This is a genomic window from Gemmobacter fulvus (assembly GCF_018798885.1).
Taxonomy (GTDB): domain Bacteria; phylum Pseudomonadota; class Alphaproteobacteria; order Rhodobacterales; family Rhodobacteraceae; genus Gemmobacter; species Gemmobacter fulvus.
On sequence record NZ_CP076361.1, the window covers coordinates 2,197,590 to 2,210,418 of the forward strand.

Annotated in this window: 11 protein-coding genes; 7 read left to right on the forward strand and 4 right to left on the reverse strand. The window is 63.4% G+C overall.

The window, feature by feature from the left end:
* Positions 1 to 6: 6 nt before the first annotated feature.
* The 4 genes from dnaJ to KM031_RS10585 form a co-directional block, all read right to left on the reverse strand.
* The gene (gene dnaJ / locus KM031_RS10570; protein ID WP_215504929.1) at positions 7 to 1,170 is read right to left on the reverse strand and encodes a molecular chaperone DnaJ; all 1,164 of its coding nucleotides are present in this window, start codon (positions 1,168 to 1,170) and stop codon (positions 7 to 9) included.
* A gap of 75 nt (positions 1,171 to 1,245) precedes the next feature.
* Positions 1,246 to 3,156, reverse strand: a complete 1,911-nt coding sequence (dnaK, locus tag KM031_RS10575) for a molecular chaperone DnaK (protein ID WP_215504928.1) — start codon at positions 3,154 to 3,156, stop codon at positions 1,246 to 1,248.
* A gap of 210 nt (positions 3,157 to 3,366) precedes the next feature.
* Positions 3,367 to 3,969, reverse strand: a complete 603-nt coding sequence (locus KM031_RS10580) for an SH3 domain-containing protein (RefSeq protein WP_215504927.1) — start codon at positions 3,967 to 3,969, stop codon at positions 3,367 to 3,369.
* Positions 3,966 to 4,787: an ABC transporter permease gene (locus KM031_RS10585; protein ID WP_215504926.1), complete on the reverse strand. Its 822-nt coding sequence runs from the start codon at positions 4,785 to 4,787 to the stop codon at positions 3,966 to 3,968. Before KM031_RS10585 ends, KM031_RS10580 begins: the two co-directional genes overlap by 4 nt.
* 133 nt (positions 4,788 to 4,920) lie before the next feature.
* On the opposite strand from KM031_RS10585, the gene cysQ reads away from it, so the two are divergent.
* The 7 genes from cysQ to KM031_RS10620 all read left to right on the forward strand — a co-directional run bounded on the left by cysQ (position 4,921) and on the right by KM031_RS10620 (position 12,828).
* On the forward strand, positions 4,921 to 5,715 hold the full coding sequence (gene cysQ, locus KM031_RS10590; protein ID WP_215504925.1) for a 3'(2'),5'-bisphosphate nucleotidase CysQ: 795 nt from the start codon (positions 4,921 to 4,923) through the stop codon (positions 5,713 to 5,715).
* Positions 5,712 to 6,509, forward strand: coding sequence for a 3-deoxy-manno-octulosonate cytidylyltransferase family protein (locus tag KM031_RS10595; protein WP_215504924.1), 798 nt, complete (start codon positions 5,712 to 5,714; stop codon positions 6,507 to 6,509). The genes cysQ and KM031_RS10595 overlap by 4 nt, the downstream gene beginning before the upstream one ends.
* Positions 6,506 to 7,762 (forward strand): glycosyltransferase family 2 protein, encoded by a 1,257-nt coding sequence (locus tag KM031_RS10600; RefSeq protein WP_215504923.1) that lies wholly within the window; start codon positions 6,506 to 6,508, stop codon positions 7,760 to 7,762. Before KM031_RS10595 ends, KM031_RS10600 begins: the two co-directional genes overlap by 4 nt.
* A gap of 173 nt (positions 7,763 to 7,935) precedes the next feature.
* On the forward strand, positions 7,936 to 8,835 hold the full coding sequence (gene galU, locus KM031_RS10605) for a UTP--glucose-1-phosphate uridylyltransferase GalU (RefSeq protein WP_215504922.1): 900 nt from the start codon (positions 7,936 to 7,938) through the stop codon (positions 8,833 to 8,835).
* Between the two features lie 3 nt (positions 8,836 to 8,838).
* A complete protein-coding gene (locus tag KM031_RS10610) occupies positions 8,839 to 10,074 on the forward strand; it encodes a glycosyltransferase family 4 protein (RefSeq protein WP_215504921.1) in 1,236 nt (411 codons plus the stop codon).
* Between the two features lie 35 nt (positions 10,075 to 10,109).
* Positions 10,110 to 11,120 (forward strand): glycosyltransferase family 2 protein, encoded by a 1,011-nt coding sequence (locus tag KM031_RS10615; RefSeq protein WP_246567007.1) that lies wholly within the window; start codon positions 10,110 to 10,112, stop codon positions 11,118 to 11,120.
* 10 nt (positions 11,121 to 11,130) lie between these two features.
* Entirely contained in the window at positions 11,131 to 12,828 is a 1,698-nt protein-coding gene (locus KM031_RS10620; RefSeq protein WP_439953532.1) for a DUF5927 domain-containing protein, read from the forward strand.
* Position 12,829 lies beyond the last annotated feature (1 nt).

The window sequence follows — 12,829 nt, forward strand, 5'->3', positions numbered from 1 at the left end:
GGTGGTTCAGTTCTTCATGCCATCCCAGAAGCTTTTGACCTTCGAGAAAAAGGACGACGCCTCGGGATTGTTTTCTTCCGACAGCTTTTCAAACTCGCGCAGCAGTTCTTTCTGCCGTGCGGTCAGGTTCACCGGCGTTTCCACCACCAGCTCGATCAGCAGATCACCGACACCACCACCGCGCAGCGCGGGCATACCCTTGCTGCGCAGGCGCATCTGCTTGCCGGTCTGGCTGCCTGCGGGCACCTTCACCCGGCTGCGGCCGCCGTCGATGGTGGGCACCTCGACCTCGCCGCCCATGGCGGCAGTGGTCATCGGCACCGGCACCCGGAAGAACAGATGCACGCCATCGCGCTGGAAGATCGCGTGTTCACGCACCTCGATGAAGATATACAGATCCCCGGTCGGCCCGCCGCGCAGCCCCGCCTCGCCCTCTCCGGCCAGACGGATGCGGGTGCCGGTTTCCACCCCGGCAGGGATGTTCACCGACAGCGCGCGCTCTTTTTCCACCCGGCCCGCGCCCTGGCAGACCTTGCAGGGGTTCTTCACCATCTGCCCCATGCCATTGCAGGTGGGGCAGGTGCGTTCGACGGTGAAAAAGCCCTGCTGCGCCCGCACCTTGCCCATGCCCGAACAGGTCGGGCAGGTGACGGGTTCCGCCCCGCCTTCGGCGCCGGTGCCGTGACAGCTGTCACAGGCGACCGAGGCCGGCACGTTGATGGTTTTCTGCACGCCCTTGTAGGCTTCTTCCAGCGAGATGCGCAGATTGTAGCGCAGATCGGAACCGCGCTGTGCGCGCGACCGCCCGCCTGCGCCGCCACCGCGCCCGCCGCCCATGAAATCGCCGAACAGATCTTCGAACACGTCGGAGAAAGCCGAGGCGAAATCGCCCTGACCTGCGCCGCCGGGATAGCCGCCGCGCGAGCCGCCGCCGCCCATGCCGCCCTCGAAGGCGGCATGGCCATAGCGGTCATAGGCGGCCTTCTTGTCGGCATCCTTCAGCACGTCATAGGCTTCGTTCACTTCCTTGAACTGGGCCTCGGCATTCGGATTGTCGGCATTGCGGTCCGGGTGCAGCTCTTTCGCCTTGCTGCGATAGGCTTTCTTCAGCTCCTCTGCAGAAGCCCCGCGAGATGCGCCGAGCACCTCGTAATAGTCGCGTTTTGCCATGCCAAACTAACTCCCCTGCGGAACCGGAGAGGGGCGGCCCGTCGCCGGACCGCCCCTTTGCCGATGCCTGCGGTCTTACTTCCGCTTGCCTTCGCCGAGATCTTCGAAGTCGGCGTCCACAATATCGTCATCGACCGAGCGGGGACCATCTTCACCGCCGCTGTCGCCTTCGGCAGCAGCCTGTGCCTTGTAGATCGCTTCGCCAAGCCGCATCGCGGCTTCCGTCAGGTTCTGGATGCCACCCTTGATCTTGCCCGCATCTTCGGTTTTCAGGGTTTCTTCCAGTGCGCCCATCGCCAGTTCGATCACTTCGACCGTGGACGGATCCACCTTGTCGCTGTGTTCATCGAGCGATTTCTTGGTGGAGTGCAGCAGACCTTCGGCCTGATTGCGGGTTTCCACCAGTTCGCGGCGGGCCTTGTCGGATTCGGCATTCGCCTCGGCGTCGCGGACCATCTTTTCGATATCCTCGTCGGACAGACCGCCCGAAGCCTGGATCGTGATGTTCTGCGACCGGCCGGTGCCCTTGTCCTTGGCCGACACCGACACGATGCCGTTGGCGTCAATGTCGAAGGTCACCTCGATCTGCGGCAGGCCGCGCGGGGCGGGCGGAATGTCTTCCAGATTGAACTGGCCGAGCATCTTGTTGTCAGCCGCCATTTCGCGTTCGCCCTGGAACACCCGGATCGTCACGGCGTTCTGGTTGTCTTCGGCGGTGGAGAACACCTGGCTCTTCTTGGTCGGGATCGTGGTGTTGCGGTCGATCAGGCGGGTGAACACGCCGCCCAGCGTCTCGATGCCCAGCGACAGCGGGGTCACGTCGAGCAGAACCACGTCTTTCACATCGCCTTGCAGCACGCCGGCCTGAATTGCCGCCCCCAGCGCCACGACCTCATCCGGGTTCACACCCTTGTGCGGTTCCTTGCCGAAGAACTTGGTCACTTCCTCGATCACGCGCGGCATCCGGGTCATACCGCCGACCAGAACCACTTCGTCGATGTCGGCAGTGGTCAGACCGGCATCCTTCAGCGCGGCCTGGCAGGGCTTGATCGAGGCCTTGATCAGATCGCCCACCAGGCTTTCCAGCTTGGCGCGGGTCAGTTTCATCACAAGGTGCAGCGGCGTGCCCGAATTGCGGTCCATCGAGATGAACGGCTGGTTGATTTCGGTCTGCTGGCTGGACGAAAGCTCGATCTTGGCCTTTTCGGCAGCTTCCTTCAGGCGCTGAAGCGCCATCTTGTCATTGGTCAGATCGACGCCATGCTCTTTCTTGAACTCATCCGCGAGGTAGTTCACGATCCGCATGTCGAAGTCTTCGCCACCCAGGAAGGTGTCGCCGTTGGTCGATTTCACTTCGAACAGGCCATCGTCGATTTCGAGGATGGTGATGTCGAAGGTGCCGCCGCCGAGGTCATAGACCGCGATGGTGCGGGTTTCCTTCTTGTCCAGACCATAGGCCAGTGCGGCGGCGGTCGGCTCGTTGATGATACGCAGCACTTCCAGACCGGCAATCTTGCCTGCGTCCTTGGTGGCCTGACGCTGGGCGTCGTTGAAATAGGCGGGAACCGTGATCACGGCCTGCGTGACGGTTTCGCCCAGATAGGCCTCTGCGGTTTCCTTCATCTTCTGAAGGATCATCGCCGAAACCTGGCTCGGCGAATATTTCTCGCCGCGCACTTCGACCCAAGCGTCGCCATTGCCGCCGTTCACCACGGCGTAAGGCAGGTTTTTCTTGTCTTTGGCGATATGCGCATCATCGGCGCGACGCCCGATCAGGCGTTTGACGGCAAAGACGGTATTTGCAGGGTTGGTGACAGCCTGCCGCTTGGCGGCTTGGCCCACCAGGCGTTCGGTTTCGGTGAAACCGACGATGGACGGGGTGGTACGGGCACCTTCGGAGTTTTCGATGACGCGCGGCTGCGACCCATCCATGATGGCAACGCAGGAGTTCGTGGTCCCGAGGTCGATCCCGATGACTTTGGCCATGATATGCTACCTCTTCTTACGGCGATGTTTTGGAGCCGGAGCCATTATGGCCTCCGTCCCCGATCCCAGATGAGCGGGCCGGGGCGGCCTGCCCCGATCCGGCTTCTCGGCGTATATAGGCAGGGGGCTTTCGCGCTGCAAGCGTAACGGCGCTGTGAAACCCGACAAGTCAGCGCGAAAATGCAGCCATATGCCGCATTGGGGCACGGGTCAGGGTTTGAGCGTGCAGCAACCCGTCAGCGCGGCAGGCTCCGCCGCCCCGTTCAGGCCGGGGCGCAGCGTGCCGGTCATGGAGATTCCGAAGGCGCGGTCGCTCATGCCATCGCTGCAGGCCTGTGCCACCATGGCGATCTCGCCGCCCTGCGCGTCCGTGCCAAAGCTGGCCTTGCCGTCGCCATGCGCGCCCAAGGCCATGCGCACCTCGTCCATGCCGGGCTGTTCCAGCCGCACATCCGCCGCGCCCGGGCTGAGGGTCAGCGACCAGAACGGTTCGGTGCCAAAGCAGCGCATGGTGCGCGCAATCTGCGCCCAATCCTCGCCGGGCTGGCGGCTGAGGTATTTCAGATAGACCCAGCCTGTCGCCTCTCCGGCGTTGATCTGGCCCCAGGTGCCGGATTTGGACAGGGCCACCAACTCCACCGCCTTTTCATCGCGCGCCAAAGTGCCGATCACCGGGGCTTTGGAACTGGCTTCGGCGCGGATGTTCAGGCTGTCGCCCGCCGAGACGCCGCTGACATCGAACAGGGCAGGCAGGGTGTCAGCCGTGGCAGGCGCGGCGGCAATGCCGAGGATCAACAGGGCGGCACGGATCATCGCTTGGCACTCCAGCTGGCAGAAATATGTTTGCGTGTGTAGAATTCACCCATCAACCCGATCAGCACGCAGACCGCCGTCACCTTCAGCGGATAACTGATCGAGCTGTAATGCGGATGATAATTCAGGAAGATATAACCGCGGCCCTGATCAATGGTGTGGAACAGCGGGTTCCAGTCAAACCAGGTCAGGATATAGCCGGGCATCATATTGGCCACGAACATCTTGCCCGAGGCAATCATGTTGGCGCGCATGTAGACCTGGCTGACGATGCCGATGAAATCCGGCGCCCAAGGTTTTGCCGCCAGCACGATCATGCCGATGCCCACACCCGACGCCCAGGACAAGAGCAGCATCCCCAGTGCGCCGACCGGCTGATAGATCGTGATCGGCTCGATCGCGGCGTGATAGACATAAAGCACGACCGTGGCCGACAGGATCTGCTGATAGAGCGCGGCGAGCGCTGCCGCCGAAATGGAAATCACCGTATTCATCGGCGCGTGCAGCATCATCGGCGATGTCGGCCCGTCCGAGCCGACCACCGCGCCCATGGCCTTGGTGTGTGTCATGAACATGAACACACCCGACATGACATAAAGCACGAAATTGCCGCGAATGGCGCTGCCGCGCGCGCCCATGATATTCAGCATGAAATAGAACACGCAGATCAGCAGCACGGTCTGCACGATGCTCAGCAACAGGCCGATCAGCGCATTGCCATGGCTTTTGCGGATATTGCGCACGGTTGCGTGGTAGATCAGCTCCATCTGGCCGAACATCGTCCGGGCCGGGGTGCGGGATCTGTCAGCCTCGAACATTCTGCCGGACCTCTCTGGCGGGGATGCGCCATTCTGCGCAGGAAATCTTGCCGTTCCCTTAGCAAGCGATGATAAGGAAGATTGGAATTTTTCGCAACTGCGCGGCCTGTGCCGCCCCCCGGAGCCTGCCCCCATGGATTTTTCGCTTCTCGTGCCGACCATCCGCCGCCTTGCACTGGAGGCGGGGGACCGGATCATGGAGGTCTACAACGCGCCGGATTTCGAGGTGAAATCCAAAAGCGATGCCAGCCCAGTGACCGAAGCGGATGAGGCGGCGGATGTGCTGATCTCGGCCGGATTGCGCGCGGCCTTCCCCGATGTGACGCTGATCACCGAAGAACAGGCCGCCAGCCACGCCCTGCGCGCCGAGACTTTCCTGATCGTCGATCCGCTGGATGGCACCAAGGAATTCGTGCAGCGGCGCGGCGATTTCACCGTGAACATCGCCTATGTCGAGGCGGGCGTGCCCGTGCGTGGGGTGGTCTATGCCCCGGCGCAGGGGCGGCTGTTCTACACGCAGGCCGATGGCACGGCGGTTGAGGAAACCGGCGCGCTGGACAAGGACAAGCCCGGCAATCTGCGCCGCATCGGCGTCAGCACGCCGGACAATGCGGCACTGATGGTGGTGGCGTCGAAAAGCCATCGCGATGCGGCGACCGATGAATATATCGGCAAATACGCGGTGAAGGACATGCGCTCGGCCGGCAGCAGCCTGAAGTTCTGTCTGGTGGCCACGGGCGAGGCGGATCTCTATCCGCGTCTCGGACGCACGATGGAATGGGACACGGCGGCCGGTGATGCGGTGCTGCGCGGGGCCGGTGGTCATGTGGTGCGCTTTGACGACCATACCCCGCTCGCCTATGGCAAAGAGGGCTGGGACAACCCGTTCTTCATCGCCTATGCGCCCGGCGTGGATCTGAAGAAATGAGTGTGCTGATTGCCATTCCGGCGCGTTATGCCTCGACCCGCTATCCCGGCAAGCCTTTGGTGTCATTGAAGGGCCCGGATGGCGACAAGACCCTGATCCGCCGCAGCTGGGAGGCGGCGGTCGCCGTCAAAGGCGTGGACCGGGTGGTGGTGGCCACCGACGACACGCGCATCAAGGATCACGCCGAGGCCTTTGGTGCCGAGGTGGTGATGACCTCGCCCCAGTGCCAGAACGGCACCGAACGCTGCGCCGAAGTGGCGGCGCATCTGCCGGGCCATGACATCGTGGTGAACCTGCAAGGCGATGCGCCGCTGACCCCGGCCTGGTTCATCGAGGATCTGGTGGCGGGGCTGTGGGCACAGCCCGAGGCCGAGATTGCAACGCCGGTGCTGCGCTGCGACGGGCGGGCACTGAACGGCCTGCTGGCGGACCGGCGCGCGGGGCGCGTGGGCGGCACGACGGCGGTGTTTGGCACCGGGGGGCGGGGGCTCTATTTCTCCAAAGAGGTGATCCCCTATACCGGGAAACCTTATGCCGACACGGACGAAACCCCGGTGTTCCATCACGTCGGCGTCTATGCCTATCGCCCGGCAGCACTGGCGGCCTATCCCGGCTGGGCTGTCGGCCCGCTGGAGACGCTGGAAGGGCTGGAGCAGCTGCGCTTTCTGGAGAACGGGCGGCAGGTGCTCTGCGTCGAGGTGCAGGCGCGCGGACGGCAATTCTGGGAGCTGAACAACCCCGAGGATGCGCCGCGCATCGAGGCGATGATGGCCGAGATGGCCGCACAGGGATGACGGATCTGCCCACGGTCAGCGTGATCGTGGTCAGTTGGCAGCGCCCGATGGCCCTGCGCCGCTGCCTGCTGGCGCTGGGTCAGCAGGACCATCCGCAACTGGAGCTGATCGTTGTGGCCGATGCCGCGGCGCAGGAGCAGACCCGGCAGGATCTGGCGGCAGCGCGGCGGCTGGCGAAGCTGGCGGTCAATGCCGCCCCCAATATTTCGGTGGCGCGCAACATCGGGCTGGCGCTGGCGGCGGGCACGGTTGTTGCCTTCATCGATGATGACGCGGTGCCGGAACCCAGTTGGGCCAGCCGCCTTTGCGCGCCCTTCGCGGCGGCAGAGGTGGTGGCGGCCACCGGATATACGCGCGGTCGCAACGGGCTGAGCTTTCAATGGACCGCTGCCGAGGTGGATCAGACCGGGCAGGACCATCCGCTGCCGCTGTCTGCCGGGGTCAGCCTGCATCGTGGCACGGCGCTGCGGGCGGTCAAGCCGGTGGGCACCAATTGCGCCTTTCGCGGTGCTGTGCTGCGGGCCATTGGCGGGTTTGATCCGGCCTATCGGTTCTATCTGGAGGATGCCGATATTGCGCTGCGGCTGGCCGGGCATGGGCTGACCGCCGTGGTGCCCGCCGCGCAGGTGCATCATGGCTTCGCCGCCAGCGCGCGGCGGCGTGCCGACCGGGTGCCGCTGTCCCTGCACGAGATCGGGGCCTCTTCGATGGTGTTCCTGCGCCGCCATGCGGCACCGGGGCTTTGGCCCGATGCGCTGGCGCGGCTGCGGGCCGAACAGCGGGCACGGGTGCTGCGGCATATGGTCGATGGCCGGATCGAGCCGGGCGGCGTGGCGCCGCTGCTGGCCACGCTGGAGGCCGGGCTGTCGGACGGCGCGGGTCGGGTGTTGGACCCTTTGGTCGCCCTTGATACCGCCCCGCCCGCTTTTCTGGCCTTGCCCGGCACGGGGCCGCGCCCGGGGCGGGTGATTGCGGGCCGGATCTGGCAGCGTGCGCGCCTTATCAAAGCCGCGCAGGCGGCGGTGCAGGCCGGGCATCTGACCACGGTCTTTCGCTTCAGCCCGACGATCCTGCGCCATCGACACGGCTTTCATACCGATGGATATTGGGAGCAATGGGGCGGCCTGTTCGGCGCGGCAGACCGGGCCGAGCCGGTCTTTCGCCTCTGGTCATTCCCGGCACGTCTCCGCCGGGAAGCAGCGCGATGGGCGGAGCTACGCCCAATCCCGGCCCCGCCCGATCAGAAAACTTGAGCGGTCTGGGCTGCTGCGCTAAATGCAGGCAGGAATTTGTCCAATCTGCCCCAATTTAATCCGTTTGATTCGTTTTTTTCGCTGAATGACGGACGATATTGGAGTAGGGTTGTTGGCAAATGCCCGTAATCGGCAGTCGATCGCGCATTGCAATGAGAGAATCGAGCGAGACCATGAAGACGAAAAAGGTGACCAAGGCGGTTTTCCCCGTAGCTGGCATGGGGACGCGGTTCCTTCCCGCCACGAAATCCATCCCGAAAGAAATCATGACGCTGGTGGACCGCCCGTTGATCCAATACGCGATCGACGAAGCGCGTGCGGCTGGCATCAAGGAATTCATCTTTGTCACCTCGCGCGGCAAGTCTGCGCTGGAAGATTACTTTGACCATGCGCCCGAGCTGGAAAGCTCGCTCAAGCGTTCGGGCAAGACCGAGCTGCTGGAAATCCTGAAAGACACCAATATGGATTCCGGGGCCATCGCCTATGTGCGCCAGAACCGCCCGATGGGTCTTGGCCATGCCGTGTGGTGCGCCCGCCGTCTGATCGGCAACGAGCCCTTCGCCGTGCTGCTGCCCGATGACGTGATTGCGGCAGAAAAGCCCTGTCTGGCGCAGATGGTGGAAGCCTACGAACAGACCGGCGGCAATATGGTTGCGGCCATGGAAGTGCCGCCGTCGAAAGCCTCGGCTTACGGCGTGCTGGATATTGCCGAAGACATGGGCTCCATCGTGCGCGCCAAGGGCATGGTCGAAAAGCCGAAGGCCGAAGACGCGCCGTCGAACTTGGCTGTGATCGGGCGCTACATCCTGTCGCCGAAGGTTCTGGTGAACCTGAACCGCATGAAGCAGGGCGCTGGTGGTGAAATCCAGCTGACTGATGCCATTGCCGAAGAGATTGGCGAAGAAGGCACCGGCGTTTACGGCTATCGCTTCCGTGGCCAGCGCTACGACTGCGGTTCCAAGGCAGGTTTCCTGCAGGCCACGGTGGCCTTTGGCATGGCGCGCCCGGATCTGTGCGAAGAGTTCAGCCAATACCTGCACGATACCATCGCGCAGCAAAAGGCCGCGCAATAAGCTGTGCCTGCGCCACGGCTGCTGGATCTGACGCGACTGGTGTCGCGGCTGGGGCGGGGGCCACTGACGGGCGTTGATCGGGTCGAATTGGCCTATCTGGATCGTTTCATCGAGGGGGATGCCCAGGAGGGCGTTCCCCTTTATGCATTGGTGCGCACGGCGCTGGGCTTTGTTCTGCTGGATGCGCGCGGGGCCATGGCAATCGCGGCGCGGGCGCGCGGCACGGTGGCCTTGGGCCGCGCGGATTGGCTGGGGCGGCTGAGCCGCCGCAAGGATCCGGCGCGGGCGCGGGCCGAGGCGGATCTGCGCCGTCTGGCATTGGCCCGGAGTTCCGGCCTTGGTCTGGCGCGGATGCTGATGCGGCACCTGCCGCCGGGGCCGGTGTATGTCAACGTCGGCCATGCCAATCTGGCGGCACCTGTGATGCAGGCGGTGCGTCGAGCCGGGGGGCGCATCGTGGTGCTGGTGCATGATGTGATCCCGCTCGATCACCCGGAGTTCACCCGCCCCGATATTCCCGCCGTGTTTTCTCGCAAGCTGGCCGTGACGGCCCATCATGCCGATCTGGTCATCCACACGGCTGAGGCCACACGCCAGCAGACCGAGGCGCATATGGCCCGGCTTGGCCGCGTGCCTCTCGGATGTGTGGCCGCGCTGGGGGTGCCGGTGGCCAGCCCCTGCCAGCCCGATCTGCCGGGGCTGGATCTGGCCCGCCCGTGGTTTGTGACCATCGGCACCATCGAGCCACGCAAGAATCATGCGCTGTTGCTGGATGTCTGGCAGGCGCTGTCACAACGGCTGCCTGCCGCGCAGATGCCGCAACTGGTGATCGCGGGCAGCCGGGGCTGGCGGAACGAGGCGGTGTTCCGGCGTCTGGATGCACGTCCGGCGGGCGTGATCGAGGCGGCAGGGCTGGATGATGCGGCCCTTTCCGGCCTGCTCATGGGCAGTGCGGGCCTGCTGTTTCCCAGTTTTGCCGAAGGCTTTGGCCTGCCCCCGCTGGAGGCGGCGGCGCTGGGCGTTCCGGTTTTTGCCCATGGCCTGCCGGTGATCCGTGAACTGCTGGGTGACTATCCCGTTTACCTTGATGCAACAGACAGTTATTCTTGGATGGAAACAATAGAGAGGGTCGTGGCCGCGCAGGGCAAAGGGGAATATATGTTACCTGTCCGTGGCTTGGCGCGGCAGGCACCAGAATGGGCCGCGCATTTCAACACGGTCTTAAGTATCGTCTGTTAGGCCAGACTGGATGGTCGGGTCGGAGTGAAGCGAGTTTGGGGATTTTATCGACATATCGGTTGCGACTGGCGCGCAAACGCTGGCGCATCAGGGCCTTCCGCAAGCGGCGGGAATTGCAACCTGTTGTGAGCCGTGTTGGTGATATCCGCCCCGATGGGCTGCTGCTGTTCTGCACCCTGCGCAACGAGAGGGTGCGCCTGCCGTTTTTCCTGCGCTACTACCGGGATCTGGGCATCAACCATTTCCTCTTTGTGGACAATGACAGCGATGACGGCACGCGCGAATATCTGGCGCAGCAGCCGGATGTGTCGCTCTGGACCACGAAACACAGCTACAAACGGGCGCGCTTCGGGGTGGATTGGCTGAACTGGCTGCAAATCCGCTATGGCCATGGCCATTGGACGCTGGTGGTCGACCCGGATGAGTTCTTTGTCTATCCGTTTTGCGATACGCGGCCGCTGCGCGCGCTGACGGATTGGCTGGATGCCAGCTCGATCAAGTCGTTTTCGGCCATGCTGCTGGATATGTATCCCAAAGGCCCGATCTCGGCGCAGCCCTACCGCGAAGGGCAGGATCCGTTCGAGATAGCCAACTGGTTCGACAGTGGCAATTATGTGATTTCCAAGAACCGCGCCTATGGCAATCTGTGGATCCAGGGCGGGCCGCGCGCGCGCATGTTCTTCGCCGATGTGCCCGAACGCGCACCGGCGATGAACAAGATCCCGCTGGTGAAATGGCACCGCGATTACGCCTATGTCAGCTCGACCCATATGCTGCTGCCGCGCGGGCTGAACCTCGTCTATGACGAATGGGGCGGCGAAAAGGCCAGTGGCTGTCTGCTCCATGCCAAATTCCTTGATACATTCGCAGCCAAGGCGAATGAGGAAATGGACCGCAAGCAACACTATGCCAACAGCCACGAATACCGCGCCTACAAGGAGGGTCTGAATGACAGCCCCGACCTGTGGTGCAAGTGGAGCGAGAAATACATCAACTGGCGACAGCTTGAGATTCTCGGGCTGATGTCGAAGGGCAACTGGGCATGAGGGGGCAGGGGTGAGCGTCGGCTTTGTCATGCTCTGCCATACGGCACTGGACCGGGCGGCGCAGGTGGCGCGGCACTGGGCAGAGCGGGGCTGCCCGGTGGTGATCCATGTCGACCGGCGGGTGAAAAAGGGCGCCTATCGCCGGATGGTGCGTGATCTGGCCGGGGTGGCGGATATCAAGTTCTCCCAACGCCATGCCTGTGAATGGGGCACCTGGGGGCTGGTATCGGCCACGCAGGCGGCGGCGCTGCTGATGCTCAAGCAGTTTCCAGGGGTGCGGCATGTCTACCTCGCCTCGGGTTCTTGCCTGCCGCTGCGCCCGGTCGAAGAGCTGGTGGCCTATCTGAACGAACGCCCGCGCACGGATTTTATCGAAAGCGTGACCACCGAAGATGTCGGCTGGACCATCGGCGGGCTGAACATCGAACGTTTCACGCTGCGCTTTCCGTTTTCGTGGCGCAAGCAGCGCAGGCTGTTCGATGCCTATGTGAAACTGCAACGCACCCTGCGTTTCAAACGCCGGATTCCGCCGGGCCTTGTGCCGCATCTGGGCAGCCAATGGTGGTGCCTGACCCGGCAAACCCTGTCGGCCATCCTCGAAGACCCGGAACGCGACAGTTATGACCGCTATTTCCAGCGCGTCTGGATCCCGGACGAGAGTTATTTCCAGACGCTGGTGCGTCAGGTTTCGGCCAATGTGGAAAGCCGCTCGCTCACGCTGTCGAAGTTCGATTTTCAGGGCAAGCCGCATATCTTCTACGATGACCACCTGCAACTGCTGCGTCGTTCGGATTGTTTTGTGGCGCGCAAGATCTGGCCGCAGGCCGAAAAGCTGTATCGCACCTTTCTGGCCGATGATGCCGGGGGCGCGGTTGCGGCAGAGCCGAACCCCGGCAAAATCGACCGGCTGTTCGCCAAGGCGGTGGAGCGGCGCACCAAGGGGCGGGCCGGGCTTTATATGCAAAGCCGCTTCCCCAACCAGAATTGGGAAAACGGCATGACCGCCGCCCCCTATTCGGTGTTCGAGGGCTTTGCCGAACTGTTCGATAATTTCGACATCTGGCTGGGCAAGGTGGCCGGAACGCGGGTGCATGGCCATCTGTTCGCCCCCGACCGGGTTGCCTTTGCCGGGGGCGAGACGGTCTATAATGGCGCGCTGGGGGACAGTGCGATGCTGCGCGATTACAATCCGCGCAGTTTTCTGGTCAATCTGGTGTGGAACACACGGGGCGAGCGGCAGTGTTTTCAGTTCGGCCCGAATGATTCCCAGAAGGTCGCGCCCTTCCTTGCCCGCGATCCGAATGCGCAGATTTCGGTGATCTCGGGCGCATGGGCGGTGCCGCTGTTCCACTCCAACAGCAATTTCAGCGACATCCGCAAAGAGGCCGCCCGGCTGCAAAAGATCGAGGCGGAACATCTGACGGTGCTGCGGGCGCTGAACGTGAAGGCGCGGGTGCGGATCTGGACGCTGGCGGAATTTGTCGAAAACCCGATGGAGCCGTTGCAGACCATCATTGATGAAATCAGCCCGCGCTCGTCACGCCGCCTGACCGAAGCGCCGCGCATCGCGGATCTGACCGGCTTTGGCCAGTTCTTGCAAAATCTGCGCAATCAGGGAATGCAGCCTGTGCTGATGGGCGATTTTCCGGCCGGAGATGATCCGAAGCCCACGACCTCGCGGCGCGGCCGCCCCTATCTGGTGAAGTGAT